The sequence below is a fragment of the Streptococcus sp. Marseille-Q3604 genome (genome assembly GCF_916619785.1).
Lineage (GTDB): Bacteria > Bacillota > Bacilli > Lactobacillales > Streptococcaceae > Streptococcus.
Genome location: NZ_CAKAKM010000003.1, coordinates 42,271 through 59,914, shown reverse-complemented (window position 1 = coordinate 59,914; position 17,644 = coordinate 42,271). Strand labels below are relative to the sequence as shown.

Here is a 17,644-nt window from a genome sequence, read left to right as displayed (position 1 = left end):
GTAAGAGAACAAAGCTTTTTTATCTTTATTTTTCAATAATCTTGGCAGAAAAGACTTCTTTGTCTGCTAATCCTTCAATGAAACTACCGTTACTAGTACGGTCTGAAAGATTTAGAAGGGACAAATCAACCTCTGCCGTTTCGCCTGTCGTGGCTGTCACAAGCAAGGTCTGAGGAGTCTCCTCTGCTGGTGTTGCTAGAAGATCTATCTCACCACCAGAATTTTCTGTAAAGACTGGACCAGCCGTAAAGACGCGATGTGGTTTCGTCTTAAGCTCACGAAGAACTTGGAGACCTCGACCAGCTCGCTTAGCCTGTGGGATATCAGCTGTAGCCACACGTTTGAGACTGGCTCTTTGTGTTAGAAGGTAGAAACTTTGAGTATTTGCCACAAAAACAGCCTGAACGATATCATCATCCTTAAGATTGATTGCCTTAACACCTGCTGCCTTGGCACCAACAACTGGTACCTCGTCCGCGTTAAAGCGAAGGGAATAACCTCTTTGAGTGATAATCATGACATCATCCAATTGAATTGGGGTGACTGTGACAACACAATCACTATCATCCTTGAGTTTAGCGTATTTAACCGACTTAGACTTGTAGGTACGCCATGGCGTAAATTCCTTGCGTTCGAAACGTTTAATCTGACCCAGCTTGGTAGCTGCTAGGTAAGTACCAGCTTCAAAATCATCCAGGATTTCGGCGTAAAGCACTTCTTCATCCTTAGATAAATTAGTGATGGTTTGTGATAAATGCTCTCCCAAATCCTTCCAACGAATATCTGGCAACTCATGGATTGGACGATAAATCACATTGGCCTGGTTAGTGAACATCAAGAGATGCTGTGTCGTCTTAGCCTGCTGAACCAGAATCAAATCATCATCATCACGTTTTCCGACTTCATCAATCGTTGAAGCATTGAAAGAACGTGGGCTAGTACGTTTGACATAGCCACCGCGAGTGATGCTGACATAGGTTTCTTCTTCAACAATCAAACTTGCGGTATCAATTTCAATGGTCTTGGTTTCCGCTTGCAGCTCTGAACGACGGTCATTACCAAATTTCTTCTTGATATCACGGAGTTCACGTTTCATGACATTAAACATGGTACGCTCGTCTCCAATGATGGCAGCCAAGGTCGCAATCTGCTCACGTAAATCGGCTTCCTCATTTTGGAGAGTAACGATATCCGTATTGGTCAAACGATAAAGTTGCAAGGTCACGATAGCTTCGGCCTGTTCTTCTGAAAAATCATAGCTGACTTTAAGATTTTCCTTGGCGTCTGCCTTATTTTCAGAAGCTCGGATAAGGGCAATAACCTCATCCAAAATAGAGATGACACGGATCAACCCTTCAACAATATGAAGACGTTTTTCAGCTTTTTCCTTATCAAATTTTGAACGGGCAACGATAATATCGCGACGGTGGGCAATGTAGCTAGACAAAATCTTTTGCAAGCCCACTTGACGTGGAGTGAAATTGTCGATAGCTACCATGTTAAAATTGTAATTGACTTGAAGATCCGTATATTTCAAAAGATAGTTAAGAATGGTTTGGCTGTCAGCATCCTTCTTAAGTTCGATAGCAATACGCAACCCCGTACGGTCAGACTCGTCACGAACTTCTGCAATGCCAGGAACCTTGTTATTGACACGAACATCATCGATTTTTTTAACAAGAACTGCCTTATTAACATCGTAAGGAATTTCAGTAACAATGATTTGCTCCTTACCACCTTTGAGTTGTTCAATTTCAGTACGTGAACGCACAACGACGCGGCCCTTACCAGTTTCGTAAGCCTTGCGAATCTCATCTTTACCCTGAATGATAGCCCCTGTTGGAAAATCTGGGCCAGGCAAGAATTCCATCAATTTATCCAGTTTAGCAGATGGGTGATCAATCATGTAGACAACAGCATCAATGACCTCTGCCAGATTATGTGGTGGAATGTCTGTGGCATAACCAGCAGAAATCCCTGTAGCCCCATTAACCAAGAGGTTTGGAAAGGCGGCGGGTAAAACGGTTGGTTCCTTCTCTGTATCATCAAAGTTCCAAGCCCAAGGAACGGTGTTTTTATCAATATCTTGAAGAAGGTAGCCAGCAATCTCTGACAAGCGCGCCTCTGTATAACGCATAGCCGCTGGTGGATCACCATCCATAGAACCGTTGTTACCATGCATTTCAACTAAGATTTCACGATTCTTCCAGTCCTGAGACATACGCACCATGGCATCATAAATGGAACTATCGCCATGTGGGTGAAAATTACCCATAATGTTACCCACCGATTTGGCAGATTTACGATAGCCCTTGTCATGGGTATTGCCATCCTTATTCATGGAATAAAGAATACGACGTTGAACGGGTTTCAAACCGTCACGAATGTCAGGAAGCGCACGCTCCTGAATAATGTATTTGGAGTAGCGTCCAAAACGCTCCCCCATGATGTCCTCAAGGGACATATTTTGAATATTAGACATAAGATTTCTCTTTATTTTTTAGTTTAAGTAATGATTTGAAATAATATAAAAGACAAATAGTAGCTCCCCCACCTCACTGCAACACCTCTGATTACAATGTCTTTCCTTGACTTTGTAACTGTAGAAGAATGGTTTTCACCTTCCTAGTTTCTATTTCACCAATCACAAATTGAACCACTGTGCTTATCGCAATTAAAATGAAAGATACACAAGATAGTGTCAATGAAGTAGAAAGTTCCCCAAAGAATAAAATAAGGTTTAAAATTGTTAGACCGGTCATTATGGAGCCATTGATCACGAGAACTAGAGCTAATGGCATACGGAATAGCTTATAATGATAGATACTTTTTAAAAGAGATGTGATACTACAAGCAACACTTAAAGGAGTAAAAACATACACATTATAGAAAACAAATAACAAACCTGAGTATGTTCTATCTGAGAAGGGATTATCTATCAAAGATAGAAGGAAGGTTATCACTACTAGTATAGGCAGGGTTAAAAAGCGTGTTTTTAGTGGCCTCTTTTTATAAACGCTTAAATAAGCTATTGCTCCCCCACAAACAGGAAGGACTACTTGAGGATAGTAAAGTAAAAAACTTAATACCTTAGATAACATAGGTTTACCTCATACTGTCTTTTCCTGACTTAGCAATATAGTCTTTATTTTTTTCATTTTCCTTTCCTCCTATTATAGTTTGAACAATACCAATTATCGCTAGGAGAAGAAAAATAAGGTACATAGATGAAGCAGGGAGAAATCCCAAAGACCCTTGTAAAAAGAGCAGGTTGAGGAAAGCCAGTAATGTAGCAAAGAAACTATTAATAACTAGTAAAATTGAATATTTGGTTTGAAAGCGTATTAAATGTAGAAGACTTTTTATAAAAGCTATTAGCGAGAATGGTACATAAAACACTGAAAAGACCAACATATAGTAAAAAACAAATAATAAACCTGAGTATGGACTACCAAAATAAGAATAGAGAGGATTATCCACCAAGAAGATTATGAGGGAAACTATAGATAGGAGAAAAAGGATCAAAAAGCGTGTTTTTATAGGTCGTATGCCATAAAAAATTAAGTATATGGTAGAAACAATAACCATAAGAATAATAGCCGGAACAGCTACATCTGCATGGTAAGCTAGGTAATCGATAACATTAAAATCCATTTATCTACCTCCATTGATTTCTAGTCAATGACTCTGCAAATAGTTAATAAACTATGTAAAAAATAATTAACTTAATTTTTATAAACCCTAGTAGCTATTGATAGTAAGCGCTCTCCCTGACTCTATCTTATTACTTTCCCTTCTGGTCTGCAACCTAAAATGCGCCACTTTCCTCAAGCGTAAATTTAACGTTATCTTCAATCCATTGACGGCGTGGTGCAGCCTTATCTCCCATAAGAACTGAGACACGACGTTCGGCACGCGCTAGGTCGTCAATAGTTACTCGGATAAGCGTTCTGGTCTCTGGATCCATAGTTGTTTCCCAAAGCTGGTCAGCATTCATCTCACCAAGCCCCTTGTAACGTTGGAGAATAGCTCCACGACCAAATTTTTGACGAAGTTCCTCAAGTTCCCCATCTGTCCAAGCGTATTCGACAACTTCTTTCTTGCCTTTCCCTTTAGACATCTTGTAAAGAGGAGGCAAAGCGATATAAACATGTCCTGCTTCAACCAGTGGACGCATATAACGATAGAAGAAAGTGAGCAACAAGGTCTGGATGTGAGCCCCATCGGTATCGGCATCGGTCATGATGATAATCTTGTCGTAGTTGATATCGTCAAGGTTAAAATCAGCTCCAACACCTGCACCAATAGTGTAAATCATGGTATTGATTTCTTCATTTTTGAGAATGTCAGCCATTTTAGCTTTCTCAGTGTTTAGGACCTTCCCTCGAAGAGGCAGGATAGCCTGGAATTTACGATCACGACCTTGTTTGGCTGATCCACCGGCAGAATCCCCTTCGACCAGATAGAGTTCATTTTTCTTAGCATTTTTAGACTGGGCTGGTGTCAGTTTCCCTGACAATAGTCCCTTGTCTTTTTTATTTTTCTTGCCATTTCGGCTGGCATCACGTGCTTTTCTAGCAGCTTCACGGGCATCACGGGCCTTGATAGCCTTACGCACCAAGTTAGAAGCCAGATCTCCATTTTCCATAAGGAAATAAGTCAAGTGTTCTGAAACAATACTATCGACAATGGGACGAGCTAAAGGAGATCCAAGTTTGTCCTTGGTTTGGCCCTCAAACTGAAGGTGTTCCTCAGGAACCAAGAGCGAGATAACTGCTGATAAGCCTTCACGGTAATCTGACCCTTCAAGGTTCTTATCCTTTTCTTTAAGGAGCCCAGTCTTACGGGCATAATCGTTAAAGGCCTTGGTAATAGCAGACTTAAAGCCTGTTTCGTGAGTTCCTCCGTCCTTAGTACGGACATTATTGACAAAGGAAAGGATATTGTCAGAGTAACCGTCATTATACTGAAGGGCTAATTCCAAGTGAAATTCTTGTTGATCTCCATCAATATAGATGACTGGTGTCAGTGTTTCCTTGTCCTCATTCAAGTATGATACAAAGTCTTGAACCCCATTTTCATAGTGAAATTCTTCCCGAACTTCTTCTTCGCCACGCAAGTCTGTCAATGTCATAGTGACATTCTTAAGAAGGAAGGCTGATTCTTTGAGACGTTCTGAAATGGTGTTAAATTTGAAATCAGTCGTTGAAAAGATACTAGCATCAGGCATAAAGGTAACTTTTGTACCTGTCTTAGATTTAGGTGCCTTGCCGATTTTTTCAAGTCCTGTTACAGGGTGACCCCCATTTTCAAAACGCTGACGATAAACACTACCGTCACGGGTAATTTCTACCTCAAGCCAGCTAGATAGCGCATTAACAACTGAAGAACCCACACCGTGAAGACCACCAGAAGTCTTATAACCACCCTGTCCAAATTTTCCACCCGCGTGGAGAACAGTGAAAATAACTTCAACTGTTGGTTTACCCATGGCATGCATACCTGTCGGCATCCCACGTCCAGAGTCAGAAACAGAAACGGAACCATCCTTATTTAGGGTGACAGCGATGACATCACCAAAACCAGAAAGAGCTTCATCGACCGCATTGTCGACAATCTCCCAAACTAGGTGGTGAAGTCCTGTTCCATCCGTTGAGCCAATGTACATTCCTGGGCGCTTGCGAACCGCATCCAACCCTTCTAGTACCTGAATGGCATCATCATTATAATTATTTACATTTATTTCTTTTTTAGCCAAGAGTGACCTCCAAAATTTTCATCCTTATTATTTTATAAGTTTTCAGAAGAATTTGCAAAAGAAATCAAGAAAGTCCAAAAGATATCTTAAGGCTGACTGACTTTGTCAATTACTAGGCTGTATGCTATAATTATCTCATGAAAATCTTATTGTTAATCCTAATCGCCTACTTGTTAGGTTCCATTCAGACCGGCCTCTGGATTGGGAAACTATTCTTCCATACCAATCTTCGTGAGCACGGCTCTGGAAATACTGGAACAACCAATACCTTTCGTGTTCTAGGTAAGACTGCTGGTACCATCACCTTCTTGGTTGATATGTTCAAGGGGACCTTGGCTGTTCTGCTACCTATCTGGCTTGGTGTCACAGAAGTTTCACCTCTAGTCATTGGTTTCTTTGCTATTATCGGACATGTTTTTCCAATCTTTGCTGGATTTAAAGGCGGGAAGGCTGTTGCGACAAGTGCAGGGGTACTTCTTGGCTTTGCCCCACTCTACTGTGTATTCCTACTCTTGGTCTTTGTCCTAACACTCTATCTAACCAGCATGATTTCATTTTCAAGTGTCACTGCAGCAATTGTTGGACTTATTACCTTAGCTGTGTTTCCAGCCATCCATTTCTTACTAGATGGCTATGACCTTATTTTTACTGGGGTTCTCACCATCATGGCTTTGCTTATCATCTTCCGCCACACTGAAAATATGGGGCGCATCCGCAGGCATCAAGAAAACTTGGTACCTTTTGGACTTAATTTAACCAAACAAAATCCAAAGAAATAAACAATCCAGACCTACTAACCACTAGATTTACTAGTGGTTTTCTTGTTTTTCTAATCAAGCAATGCTTTCTAAAACAATAAAAAATCCGAAGGCTACACCTCGGATCTTTTTTAGGCTTAAGCTTTGAAGCTAACACCATTTTCTTTCAATTTTTTAACTGTCGCAGGTCCGACACCCTTGAGGGCAAGAACTTCTTCTTCAGTCACAGTAGCAAAAGCCTCTACTGAAGTCAAACCTTCATTATAAAGAGTTTCTACAAGGTTTGAACGAAGGCCTTCAACTTCTGGAAGTTCTGCGAAAGCGTCAAGACTAAGGTCTTTGGCTGCTACTTCTTCCTTGGCAACTGTCTTAGTTTCAGCAACAGGTTGTGGTGCTACTGGTGGCACTGGTGGAACAGGCGCAACGGGTGGAACAGGGGCTTTAACATTATTGAAAAGTCCTTGTTTTTTCAAACGGTGTTTAAAAGCTTTCTTTTTATTTTTTACTTTAGCCATGTTTAGTTTTCTCCTATTTTGATAGACGATACCTTTCTATAAAGTAGTATCACCATTTTCTTTTTCATCCTTTATTAATAGTGACGTTCCCCGAACAAGCCATCTGGCATATCATGGAAACCTTTGCCAGCACGATAGTTGGCAAACTTACCAATTAGGAAATTGTAAGCATCCAATTTAGCTTCATAGCGGTAACTTGCATCACGTGCACGTTCATCGCCGTCTTCTTCCCAGATTTTCTTGCTAGCGGCCAAGGCCGTTTCGTTTACTTTAACTTGGGTAACAACCCAGGCTTCGAAGTCTTTTAGAAATTCTTGTTCGTAGGTCATATTTTCCTCTTCATTTTAAAAACCAGCTTAACGCTGGCTTCATTTTCTACTAATAATGTGTAGAGCTCATAGCCTTACAGTCTCCTATTATAACAAATAATTAGAAATTTGACTAGGTTCTAAACTCTTTATATAAGGCTTTAATGTCATTTGGACGTGTGCGGCAGCAGCCACCTAAAATCTTAACTCCAAACTGAGCATGCCAATCTTTACTATGTTCAACTAAGGTTAGAGCATCCTTATCCTTAGGTTTCCAAGTCTGCGTACTGCCATCATAAATCTCACCTGAGTTAGGGTAAGTAATGAGGGCTTTTCCAGCATTTTTAAGAATAGCAAGAGCCTGATTATAAAGAAGAGGCGAACTACAGTTGATTCCTAGGGCCAAGATTTGGTCTGACTGGGAAACAAGCTTGGCAATCTCATCTAAAGAAGTCCCATCACTGATAGTGGCTGATTCTTGGACTGTAAAACTGAGATAAGCTTCTGATTCTGGAAATTCTTCAGCCAGGAGTTCAATCAAGGCTTGTGCTTCTATACGATTTGGAATAGTTTCCAAAGCTAGCAAGTCCACACCTTGATCTAGGAGAATTTGAATCCTAGGCCGATGAAACTCCTTAAGCTCCTCGATAGTAATTTGACCATAATCACCACTATACTCAGAACCATTAGCCAAATAAGCTGCGTAAGGACCGACATCTCCAGAAATCAAAGGATATGGTCGTTTTGCTTTCTCAGTCTCATCTAATGCTGTCCAAACCTTATCACGTGCAGCCTTTGCCAACTGAACTGTCAAGACAATAATCTGCTCCGCTTCTTTCTCAGTAAGTCCAGCCTCCATCAAGCCTGGCAAGGTCGCCTGATAAGACGATGTGGTAATCAAGTCAGCCCCAGCGGCTACATAGGTTTCATGGATTTTTTGAATAACTTCTGGCTTTTCAAGAAGGTACTTGGCTGACCAGAGTTTGCCAGAAATATCATAACCCAAGCTCTCCATCTCTGTTCCTAGTGCCCCATGAAGGATAAGGGGAGATTTATTCTCTAAATAGTCTTTAAATATTGCCATACAAGGCCTCCTTACCATTTTTTAAAGCGAAGGTAGTGATAGAGGTAGCAGAAAATCATGAAAGGAATACCGAAGTAAAGTCCCGCACGTTGTGAACTATCCCAAGCAATCCCAAGCACAGAAATGGCCAAGAGAACGATTGTAATATAAGGTAGGATTGGGTTAAACGGTGTCTTGTAATCCAACTCATCATCAGAATGTTCTAAATTCCACTGTTTACGGAAGTTGATTTGTGCCAAAGGAATGGAGAGCCAGACAACAACAACTGCAAAACCAGCGATTGATACCAAAGCTAGATAAACCGTAGCTGCAGCATAGATACTTGAAAAGAGCGATAAAACTGCTCCTGCCATGGAAATCAAAAGGGCTGTCATTGGAACTCCATGTTTATTAATTTTCACTAGCTTTTTATTGAGCATTCCCTCATTGGCCAAAGACCAAAGCATACGGCTTGAAGCGTAGAGTCCCGAATTCCCAGCAGAAAGAATAGCTGTCAGGATAACAAAGTTCATGATGTCTGCCGCAAATGGAATCCCCATCTTGTCAAAAACATCAACGAAAGGTGCTGAAGATACCCCTGCTTCTTTCATGGGAAGAAGCGAAGCCAATACCACAATGGTCAAGACAAAGAAGATAACCAAGCGTCCAATGGTCGTTTTAATAGCACGTGGAACAGCCTCTTTAGGATTATCTGTCTCACCAGCTGCGATACCGATTAACTCTGTTCCCGAAAAGGCGTAGTTAACCGCCAACATGACTGACACAATGGCAAGACCACCATTTGGAAAGAGACCATTAGCCGTCAAATGCTTGAACATAATAGCTTCACGATGACCATCAAAGCTGACCAAACCAAACATAGCCCCTAGACCTAGGATGATAAAAACCAAGATAGCAATAACCTTTATAGAAGAAAAGAAAGATTCCGCTTCCGCAAAAGACCTTACGCTCAGAGCATTAATTCCAAAAATCACCAAGGCAAAGAATGCCGCAAACATCCAAGCCGGAACTGATGGAAACCAACGTTGCATCAGCATGGCCGCACCCAGAAATTCTGTTCCCAAGGCTACCGTCCAACAAATCCAATAAAGCCAAGCTACCGTAAATCCGGTTCCCGGACTGATAAATTTAGTGGCATAGGTGTGAAAGGATCCCGTTCTGGCATAGCAACAGCTAGCTCACCTAATGAAAGCATGACTAAGTAAACAACGATAGCCCCCACAAGATAAGATAGTATCGCACCAAGAGGGCCTGCTTGAGCAATCGTATAGCCTGAGCTAAGAAAGAGACCGGTACCAATGACACCACCTAGCGAGAGCATAAAGAGGTGACGTGAGGTCATCTTCCGTTGAAACTGACCTTCATTTTCATAATTATGGTTTTCCATAGATTCCTCCAATAGATGTGATAAAACAAGCTTATCACAATATCATCCCCTTGGATAATAGGTGGAAACTATCAAAGAGATAGACAAAAACTATCGCAAGAAAAAAACTCGGATTTCTCCGAGCTCTTTTTATAATTCTGCTAAAATCGTATCCCATGCTTCATCATAACCGTCACGAGTGACAGATGAAAAGACGATGAAATGGTCATTTTTATCGAAATTGAGTTTTTTCTTAATAATTGATTCGTGCTTGTTCCATTTTCCGCGAGGAATCTTGTCAGCCTTAGTCGCTACAACGATGACCGGAATTTCATAATACTTGAGAAATTCATACATTTGGATATCGTCTTGAGTTGGTTCATGTCGGAGGTCAACCAAGCTAACAACGACACGAAGATTATCTCGAGTCACGAGGTACTCCTCAATCATTTTGCCCCATTTGGCACGTTCTTTTTTAGACACACGGGCATAACCGTAACCTGGCACATCCACAAAACGAAGCTTATCGTCAATATTGTAGAAATTAAGCAACTGAGTTTTCCCTGGTTTCCCAGAAGTACGTGCTAGGTTTTTACGACCAAGAAGTGTATTGATAAAGCTTGATTTACCAACATTCGAGCGTCCTGCTAGGGCAACCTCAGGGAGGTCATCTTGGGGATAGTGGCTCTTATTCGCCGCACTGAGCAAAATCTCAGCATTGTGCGTATTTAGGACTTGTTCTTCAGCCATAGAACCTCCTTATGCTGTTTCCAAAACTGGAGCAGCTGTGCCGTCAACGGCTTCTTTTGTAATACGAACCTTAGTCACATCTTCCTGACTCGGAATCTCAAACATGACATCCATCATGACTTCCTCAATGATAGAGCGAAGGCCACGCGCACCGGTCTTACGTTCAATTGCCTTACTTGCAATAGCTTCAAGAGCATCCTGGTCAAACTCCAGTTCAACCCCATCATAAGACAAGAGGGTTTGATACTGTTTAACCAAGGCATTTCTAGGCTCTGTCAAGATACGAACCAAGTCGTCAACCGTTAACTGTTCAAGGGCCGCAAGGACTGGCAAACGTCCGATAAACTCAGGGATAAGACCGAATTTTTGAATATCTTCAGCCACAATTTCTTGCATGTATGATGAGTCATCATCAATTGCCTTATTATTTTGACCAAAACCAATGATTTTCTCACCAAGACGTTGCTTAACGATATCTTCGATACCATCAAAAGCACCACCAACGATAAAGAGAATATTCTTAGTATCAATTTGAATCATCTCTTGGTTAGGGTGTTTACGACCACCTTGAGGGGGAACGCTGGCTACTGTTCCTTCGATAATTTTCAAGAGAGCTTGTTGAACCCCTTCACCAGAAACGTCACGAGTGATTGATACATTTTCACCCTTTTTAGCAATCTTATCAATCTCGTCAACATAGATGATACCACGTTCCGCACGTTCGATATTGAAGTCTGCCGCTTGGATCAGTTTGAGGAGGATATTTTCCACGTCCTCACCCACATAACCTGCCTCTGTCAATGATGTTGCATCTGCAATCGCAAATGGAACATTCAAGCTACGAGCCAAGGTCTGAGCCAAGAAAGTCTTCCCTGAACCAGTTGGTCCAATCATGAGAATATTTGATTTTTGCAAATCCACATCATTGTCTTCACGACTTTCTGTGAAATTGATACGTTTATAGTGATTGTAAACAGCTACCGCCAAGGCACGTTTGGCACGGTCCTGCCCCACGACATAGTTGTTCAAAATATCTAAAAGTTCTTTTGGCTTCGGAGTTTCAGCCAAGTCAGCCAAAACTTCTTCTGCCATTTCCTCACGAATGATTTCTTGTGACAAGGCCACACATTCGTTACAGATAAAGACGCCATTCCCAGCGATAATTTTCTTTACTTCTTCTTGGTTTTTGCCACAAAATGAACAATAAACCATTTCTTCATTACGATTTCCAGCCATTTATTCCTCACTCTTTTCTAAAATAGGGTGCCATAGAAGGCGTGAATAGTATTGACAAGGTTAGTAAAAGCATTTAAAAAGAGAAAAACTGCTAACCCATAACGTTTCTTGCGAAAGGCAGGAATGGCAGAGAGGACACAAAGCACTCCCAATAATGCAGTAAATAACCCAAAAACACTACGTTGCATGAACCTAGTCTCCTTCTTTTTCATAGCGACTTATGCTAAAGTCGTAGGCATTTTTATCATCCTTGACCACGCGGTCACGTGATACCTCTTTAAATGCCGTCATGTCTAGTTGTGGAAAATACGTGTCTCCCTCTAAATCAGCCTCAATAGTTGTCTTGATGAGCGCATCATAATGTCCATCAAAAGCCTTGTAGACACCCGCACCACCAGCAATATAAAGATCCTTATCTTGCTGTTCGAACCAAGCCAGAGCTTCCTCAACACTCGTAACAGTCGTCACACCCTCACAGTTGAAGTCCTTGTCTCTTGTCAAAATCAAGGTTTCACGTCCTGGTAGGCAACGACGGTTCATGCCATCAAAGGTCACACGTCCCATGAGAATTGCTGAGCCCATGGTAGTTTTCTTGAAATGTGCCAGTTCAGCAGGCAAGTGCCAAGGCATGGTGTGATTCTTCCCAATAACATGGTTATGAGCTTCCGCCCAAATAGCAATGAGTTGTTTAGACACAGTATTTCCTTTTCTTTTTAAGTTTACAATCCATTCTAACAAAAAAAGAGAAAAAGAGCTTGGAAAAAACTTTGCCAGCTCTTTATGGGCTTAAATCATAAGCATTTATTAAATTGCTAAGTCAAATTTGAGTTGAGGTTTAACAGGGTCATAGTCAACCAATTCAAAATCTTCTGGTTTGATATCGAAGAAATTAGTCCCATCAGGAACATTGAGGACCAAGCGTGGTTGGCAATCAGAGGGCTGACGTTTGAGCAGTTCTTCGGCTTGCTCAAATTGATTGTCATAAATATGGAGGTTGTTGATAAAATAAAAGAATTTACCAACTTTCCAACCAAAGTGCTTAGCAATCATCATCTGAAGGGCCACATACTGCATGGCATTAATATGATGAGCCACCAACATATCGTTAGAGCGTTGCGTCAAAGTAGCATCCAAATAAATGTCCTCACCCACATGACGAACGTCAAACATGGTTTGGAAGGCACAAGGCTGAAGTCCTGCTGTCTCCTCGAAGGCCTCGTAATCCCAAAGAGAGATAACATTACGGCGATTCCACGGATTAGCCTCCAACTGAGCCAACAAACGGTTAATAATATCGTGCTTCTTAACGACCGCCCCATAACGCTGACCAATCGAACGCTTGTCCCCATTATTAGCAGGTACGCCTTCAACTTCCCAGTCATTCCAATAATGCACATTATACTTATCTTCAAGGACATCTAGGCTATTTGACTGGTCTTGGTAAATCCAAAGCACTTCTTTGATAGCAGATTTGATAGCAATAGGACGAAGAGTGGTAATTGGAAACTCTCCCTTGCTCAAGTCATATTCTGCAAAAGCTCCTGTGATGTATTTGGAATTGGCTGTAGTGCCATCCTTGTATTTAGGACGTGCTTGCTCCGACCAAACACCCTCTTCCATGATTTTAGTGATATTTTCTTTAAATATAGTGTCTGCTTTTGTCATGATTTTCCTCTTTATTCCATTGAAAACAAAGTATTTTTTGAGACTTTCCTTAAGTGATTACGGACGTCTTGGAACTTCTTCGAAGTTCCAAGACTAATTTTTGAGCCTATGGTCTCAAAAATTCCGAGTGTCTGTAAACAAAACACTTTATTTACAGACACTTATCTCACAGCGGAAAGTCTCACTTAACGCTCGCAATGATTTCAATATATAACAACAATTTTACTTTTCTAACATAGCTAAAAAACTAGTAGAGTGCCATTTCAATTTTACCCTATTCTGCTTGAAATGAGAAACAAAAGGGTCATATTCCCCAAAGGAAAGTCTTGTGAAATCCTCTAGTTCCTATCGAAACAGAAGATATAACTAACTATCAAAGTTTTTTCAAGGCGAAAGCGCTCTTTTATGGTAAAATCACTATAGATTAGTATCTTCTGGATACTCTACAATGAAGAAAAAAAGGAAACATCATATGTCTATTGGAATTGATAAGATTGGTTTTGCGACCAGTCAATATGTTCTAAACATGGCTGATCTCGCTCTTGCCCGTGGGGCAGAGCCTGAAAAATTCAGCAAGGGGCTGATGCTTGATGCAACCAGTATTACGCCGATTACAGAAGATATTGTGACGCTTGCCTCTGATGCGGCGACTGATATTTTAAATGACGACGACAAAAAAGCTATCGATATGGTCATCGTGGCTACTGAGTCTTCCATTGACCAGTCAAAGGCTGCTGCTGTCTATGTTCACAGTCTTTTGGGGATTCAACCTTTTGCCCGTTCTTTTGAAATGAAGGAAGCTTGTTATGCTGCAACTGCTGGACTTAACTATGCTAAATTGCACGTGGCAGCCCACCCAGAGAGCAAAGTTCTGGTTATTGCCAGTGATATTGCCCGCTATGGTGTCGGATCTTCTGGGGAGTCAACTCAGGGAGCTGGTGCTGTAGCTATGCTAGTCAGTCAGAATCCACGTATTTTGGAGCTTACTGATGACAATGTAGCACAAACTCGTGATGTCATGGACTTCTGGCGCCCAAACTACAGTTCAACGCCTTATGTTCAAGGCATCTATTCAACCAAGCAGTACCTTGACAGCTTGAAGACAACTTGGGCAGCTTACCAAGAGCGTCATCAGGCTGACTTTGCTGATTTTGCAGCTTTTTGTCTCCACCTTCCTTATCCTAAGTTAGCTCTTAAGGGACTTAATAAAATCATTCCAAAAAATTTGAATCCCGAGAATAAAGAGCGTTTAACAAACAACTTTGATGCTTCAATTACCTATAGTCGCCAAATTGGAAATATCTATACAGGGTCACTTTATCTTGGACTTCTTTCATTGCTTGAACAGTCGCAAGACCTTAAAGCAGGAGATAAGATTGGCTTCTTCTCTTACGGTTCTGGAGCTGTCTCTGAAATTTTCTCAGGACGTCTGGTTGAGGGCTACAAAGACCTGCTTCGTTCAGACCGTCTAGATACCTTTGCCAAACGTCAACCCTTGAGCGTTGCTGATTATGAAAAACTTTTCTATGAAGAGGCGCAGTTGGATGACACTGGCTCTACTCAATTCGCTGATTACCAAACCGGAGCTTTCCGTTTAACTGAAATCTCTGAACACCAACGTATCTATAAAGGAAATTAATATGACTAAACTCTCTTGGACTGGTTTTTCCAAGAAGACACCGCAAGAACGTAAAGAGCATTTGAAAAAGAATGCTCTTTTGTCTCAGGAAAATCAAGATCTTCTGGATAAGGACCAACAACTTACCCTTGAAACAGCCAATCAAATGGCTGAAAATGTTATTGGTCGATTTACACTTCCCTTTGCCGTTTGCCCAGATGTATTGGTAGACGGTGTAACCTACCAGGTTCCTATGGTTACTGAGGAGCCTTCTGTTGTCGCCGCTGCTTCCTATGCTAGCAAGCTCATTAAGCGCTCTGGCGGTTTCACGACTACGATTCATAATCGTCAAATGATTGGCCAAGTTGCCCTTTTTGATGTTCCTGATAAAGCCACTGCTTCAAGTAAAATTCAAGCAGCTAATCAGGACCTCATAGAGATTGCCAAAGAGGCTCATCCTTCTATTGTTAAGCGTGGGGGTGGCCCTCGCAGGCTCTGGACTGAGGCTAAGGGAGACTTCCTCATTGTCTATCTAGCCGTTGATACCCAAGAAGCCATGGGAGCCAATATGGTCAACACCATGATGGAAGCACTGGTGCCAGAACTGGAAAATCTCTCAGAAGGTCAAAGTCTCATGGCCATTCTCTCAAATCTTGCCACCGAGAGTCTAGTGACAGCAACTTGTCGTCTTAACACACGCTTCCTCAGTCGTAACAAGGAAGACGCTCATGATTTAGCTAAGAAAATGGAGATGGCTAGCCAGTTGGCGCAGGTGGACCCTTACCGAGCAGCTACCCATAACAAGGGAATTTTCAATGGTATCGATGCCCTAGTTATTGCGACTGGCAATGATTGGCGAGCAGTTGAGGCTGGTAGCCATGCCTATGCTAGCAAGGATGGTAGCTACCGTGGCCTGTCCACATGGACTTATGACCAGGAGGCTAAAGAATTGGTGGGAGAATTAACCCTCCCCATGCCAATTGCAACCCGTGGCGGTTCAATCGGACTTAACCCTAGTGTTTCTATCGCCCACGACTTACTTAACCATCCAAATGCCAAAACCCTAGCTAGTATCATCGTTTCTCTTGGTTTAGCACAAAATCTGGCTGCTCTCAAAGCTCTGACTTCAACAGGTATCCAAGCAGGACATATGAAACTTCAGGCCAAATCTCTAGCCCTACTAGCCGGTGCTAGTCCTGAAGAAATGCCTCACGTTTTGGCTGAACTTCTCAAGGCCAAACATATGAATCAAGAAACTGCACAAGCAATTTTGGAGAAACTTAGAACCCCATAAAAAAAGATACTGACGCAGTTTTAAAAAATAACTCTGCCATATCACATAAGAAATAAAGATGTTGAACATATTATCTCAACATCTTTTTCATTTCCCGTAAGTTCTGACTTGACTTAAATTTCTATAATGTTATAATCTGGTTATGAAAACTAGATAAAGAGGTTTTTATAATTTGACAACACAACAATACCCTCTCTGGGAAGAATTACCAGAGATTGAACTCTATTTGGATCAGGTTTTGCTCTATGTCAATCAGGTCACCCAAAGTACTTTGGGGCCAAACGACAAGGGGCTAACCGCCTCTATGGTCAATAATTATGTCAAACATGGCCATGTCGCAAAACCCATCAAGAAAAAATATAATGCTGCTCAGGTAGCTAGACTTATTGTCATCACAAGTCTGAAGACCGTCTTTGAGATTTCTGAGATTGCTAAAACCTTGGAAATCCTGCGTACAGATGCTGAAAGTCAAAAGAGCTACTACAATGACTTTGTAGCCTGTATGAATGGTCAGTTTCCCCAAGAGGCTCCACAAGTCATCCTTTCAGCCTGTCAGACGCTTCAATGCTACCGAGCTACCCATCAACTTTTGAACGACCTTGAAGGAGGAAACAATGTCTAATACTGCTACTTTTAATACTTCTCCCAACCTCAAACTCAGTAAAAAACTTAGCTTTGGTGAGGAAGTGGCTAACAGCGTGACTCACGCCGTCGGAGCTATGGCCATGCTAGTCTTATTGCCAATTACTGCCGTTCATGCCAACAACGGCTACGGCATGACTGCTGCCATCGGGATGTCCGTTTTTGTCATCAGTCTCTTCCTCATGTTTTTGAGTTCAGCCATCTATCATGCTATGGATTATAACTCACCCCACAAGATGGTTCTAAGAATTATTGATCACAGCATGATTTATATCGCCATTGCTGGAAGCTACACCCCTGTTGCCCTCTCACTAGTTGGCGGATGGCTAGGCTACAGCATCATCGTCCTCCAATGGGGAACAACAATTTTTGGTATTCTCTACAAAATCTTTGCTAAAAAAATCAATGAAAAATTCTCCCTCTTCCTCTATCTGATGATGGGATGGTTGGTTATCTTCATTATTCCAGCTATCGTCACTAAGACAGGACCTGCCTTTTGGGGACTCATGCTTGCTGGAGGATTGTCATACACGGTTGGTGCAGCTTTCTATGCTAAGAAAAAACCATACTTCCACATGATTTGGCACCTCTTCATCATGTTGGCTTCGGCTCTTCAATATATGGGGATTGTCTACTTTATGCTTCCTTAA

General features: G+C 41.6%; 17 protein-coding genes and 1 pseudogene. 5 read left to right on the top strand and 13 right to left on the bottom strand.

The window, feature by feature from the left end:
- Positions 1 to 25: 25 nt before the first annotated feature.
- The 4 genes from parC to parE form a co-directional block, all read right to left on the bottom strand.
- A complete protein-coding gene (gene parC / locus LG375_RS09695; RefSeq protein ID WP_225745721.1) occupies positions 26 to 2,482 on the bottom strand; it encodes a DNA topoisomerase IV subunit A in 2,457 nt (818 codons plus the stop codon).
- 91 nt (positions 2,483 to 2,573) lie between these two features.
- A complete protein-coding gene (locus LG375_RS09690; RefSeq protein WP_107372761.1) occupies positions 2,574 to 3,101 on the bottom strand; it encodes a hypothetical protein in 528 nt (175 codons plus the stop codon).
- 4 nt (positions 3,102 to 3,105) lie between these two features.
- Positions 3,106 to 3,654 carry a hypothetical protein gene (locus tag LG375_RS09685; RefSeq protein WP_107372754.1) on the bottom strand — a complete coding sequence of 183 codons (549 nt, stop codon included), beginning with the start codon at positions 3,652 to 3,654 and terminating at the stop codon, positions 3,106 to 3,108.
- Between the two features lie 154 nt (positions 3,655 to 3,808).
- Positions 3,809 to 5,758, bottom strand: a complete 1,950-nt coding sequence (gene parE, locus LG375_RS09680) for a DNA topoisomerase IV subunit B (RefSeq protein ID WP_060971329.1) — start codon at positions 5,756 to 5,758, stop codon at positions 3,809 to 3,811.
- 137 nt (positions 5,759 to 5,895) lie between these two features.
- Here parE and plsY point away from each other — a divergent pair, with 137 nt between their 5' ends.
- On the top strand, positions 5,896 to 6,537 hold the full coding sequence (plsY, locus tag LG375_RS09675) for a glycerol-3-phosphate 1-O-acyltransferase PlsY (protein WP_145516351.1): 642 nt from the start codon (positions 5,896 to 5,898) through the stop codon (positions 6,535 to 6,537).
- Between the two features lie 116 nt (positions 6,538 to 6,653).
- On the opposite strand, the gene LG375_RS09670 is transcribed toward plsY, so the two are convergent.
- The 9 genes and pseudogenes from LG375_RS09670 to LG375_RS09630 all read right to left on the bottom strand — a co-directional run bounded on the left by LG375_RS09670 (position 6,654) and on the right by LG375_RS09630 (position 13,440).
- A complete protein-coding gene (locus LG375_RS09670; protein ID WP_060972433.1) occupies positions 6,654 to 7,031 on the bottom strand; it encodes a helix-hairpin-helix domain-containing protein in 378 nt (125 codons plus the stop codon).
- Between the two features lie 74 nt (positions 7,032 to 7,105).
- Positions 7,106 to 7,360, bottom strand: a complete 255-nt coding sequence (locus tag LG375_RS09665) for a DUF1912 family protein (protein WP_002886199.1) — start codon at positions 7,358 to 7,360, stop codon at positions 7,106 to 7,108.
- Positions 7,361 to 7,472: 112 nt separating this feature from the next.
- The gene (gene mmuM, locus LG375_RS09660; protein WP_225745720.1) at positions 7,473 to 8,423 is read right to left on the bottom strand and encodes a homocysteine S-methyltransferase; all 951 of its coding nucleotides are present in this window, start codon (positions 8,421 to 8,423) and stop codon (positions 7,473 to 7,475) included.
- Between the two features lie 11 nt (positions 8,424 to 8,434).
- Positions 8,435 to 9,810: pseudogene (locus LG375_RS09655) on the bottom strand (amino acid permease).
- 129 nt (positions 9,811 to 9,939) lie between these two features.
- Positions 9,940 to 10,539 (bottom strand): ribosome biogenesis GTP-binding protein YihA/YsxC, encoded by a 600-nt coding sequence (gene yihA / locus LG375_RS09650; RefSeq protein WP_002885996.1) that lies wholly within the window; start codon positions 10,537 to 10,539, stop codon positions 9,940 to 9,942.
- Between the two features lie 9 nt (positions 10,540 to 10,548).
- Positions 10,549 to 11,775: an ATP-dependent Clp protease ATP-binding subunit ClpX gene (gene clpX, locus LG375_RS09645; protein ID WP_002890340.1), complete on the bottom strand. Its 1,227-nt coding sequence runs from the start codon at positions 11,773 to 11,775 to the stop codon at positions 10,549 to 10,551.
- A gap of 17 nt (positions 11,776 to 11,792) precedes the next feature.
- Positions 11,793 to 11,963, bottom strand: a complete 171-nt coding sequence (locus LG375_RS09640) for a hypothetical protein (protein WP_002886174.1) — start codon at positions 11,961 to 11,963, stop codon at positions 11,793 to 11,795.
- Between the two features lie 4 nt (positions 11,964 to 11,967).
- Complete coding sequence (locus LG375_RS09635) at positions 11,968 to 12,471, bottom strand: dihydrofolate reductase (protein ID WP_225745719.1); 504 nt, start codon at positions 12,469 to 12,471, stop codon at positions 11,968 to 11,970.
- A gap of 108 nt (positions 12,472 to 12,579) precedes the next feature.
- Entirely contained in the window at positions 12,580 to 13,440 is an 861-nt protein-coding gene (locus tag LG375_RS09630; RefSeq protein WP_195435945.1) for a thymidylate synthase, read from the bottom strand.
- Positions 13,441 to 13,912: 472 nt separating this feature from the next.
- Here LG375_RS09630 and LG375_RS09625 point away from each other — a divergent pair, with 472 nt between their 5' ends.
- The 4 genes from LG375_RS09625 to trhA all read left to right on the top strand — a co-directional run bounded on the left by LG375_RS09625 (position 13,913) and on the right by trhA (position 17,644).
- On the top strand, positions 13,913 to 15,079 hold the full coding sequence (locus LG375_RS09625; protein WP_225745718.1) for a hydroxymethylglutaryl-CoA synthase: 1,167 nt from the start codon (positions 13,913 to 13,915) through the stop codon (positions 15,077 to 15,079).
- A 1-nt stretch (position 15,080) separates the two neighbouring features.
- On the top strand, positions 15,081 to 16,352 hold the full coding sequence (locus tag LG375_RS09620) for a hydroxymethylglutaryl-CoA reductase, degradative (RefSeq protein WP_225745717.1): 1,272 nt from the start codon (positions 15,081 to 15,083) through the stop codon (positions 16,350 to 16,352).
- 172 nt (positions 16,353 to 16,524) lie between these two features.
- Positions 16,525 to 16,974: a DUF1836 domain-containing protein gene (locus tag LG375_RS09615; protein WP_002885964.1), complete on the top strand. Its 450-nt coding sequence runs from the start codon at positions 16,525 to 16,527 to the stop codon at positions 16,972 to 16,974.
- Positions 16,967 to 17,644: a PAQR family membrane homeostasis protein TrhA gene (gene trhA, locus LG375_RS09610; protein WP_060972438.1), complete on the top strand. Its 678-nt coding sequence runs from the start codon at positions 16,967 to 16,969 to the stop codon at positions 17,642 to 17,644. The genes LG375_RS09615 and trhA overlap by 8 nt, the downstream gene beginning before the upstream one ends.

What these genes read in the sequence shown, in the direction of transcription:
- parC (WP_225745721.1), bottom strand. Translation starts at nt 2,482, where the DNA reads ATGTCTAATATTCAAAATATGTCCCTTGAGGACATCATGGGGGAGCGT.
- LG375_RS09690 (WP_107372761.1), bottom strand. Translation starts at nt 3,101, where the DNA reads ATGTTATCTAAGGTATTAAGTTTTTTACTTTACTATCCTCAAGTAGTC.
- LG375_RS09685 (WP_107372754.1), bottom strand. Translation starts at nt 3,654, where the DNA reads ATGGATTTTAATGTTATCGATTACCTAGCTTACCATGCAGATGTAGCT.
- plsY (WP_145516351.1), top strand. Translation starts at nt 5,896, where the DNA reads ATGAAAATCTTATTGTTAATCCTAATCGCCTACTTGTTAGGTTCCATT.
- LG375_RS09670 (WP_060972433.1), bottom strand. Translation starts at nt 7,031, where the DNA reads ATGGCTAAAGTAAAAAATAAAAAGAAAGCTTTTAAACACCGTTTGAAA.
- LG375_RS09665 (WP_002886199.1), bottom strand. Translation starts at nt 7,360, where the DNA reads ATGACCTACGAACAAGAATTTCTAAAAGACTTCGAAGCCTGGGTTGTT.
- mmuM (WP_225745720.1), bottom strand. Translation starts at nt 8,423, where the DNA reads ATGGCAATATTTAAAGACTATTTAGAGAATAAATCTCCCCTTATCCTT.
- yihA (WP_002885996.1), bottom strand. Translation starts at nt 10,539, where the DNA reads ATGGCTGAAGAACAAGTCCTAAATACGCACAATGCTGAGATTTTGCTC.
- clpX (WP_002890340.1), bottom strand. Translation starts at nt 11,775, where the DNA reads ATGGCTGGAAATCGTAATGAAGAAATGGTTTATTGTTCATTTTGTGGC.
- LG375_RS09640 (WP_002886174.1), bottom strand. Translation starts at nt 11,963, where the DNA reads ATGCAACGTAGTGTTTTTGGGTTATTTACTGCATTATTGGGAGTGCTT.
- LG375_RS09630 (WP_195435945.1), bottom strand. Translation starts at nt 13,440, where the DNA reads ATGACAAAAGCAGACACTATATTTAAAGAAAATATCACTAAAATCATG.
- LG375_RS09625 (WP_225745718.1), top strand. Translation starts at nt 13,913, where the DNA reads ATGTCTATTGGAATTGATAAGATTGGTTTTGCGACCAGTCAATATGTT.
- LG375_RS09620 (WP_225745717.1), top strand. Translation starts at nt 15,081, where the DNA reads ATGACTAAACTCTCTTGGACTGGTTTTTCCAAGAAGACACCGCAAGAA.
- trhA (WP_060972438.1), top strand. Translation starts at nt 16,967, where the DNA reads ATGTCTAATACTGCTACTTTTAATACTTCTCCCAACCTCAAACTCAGT.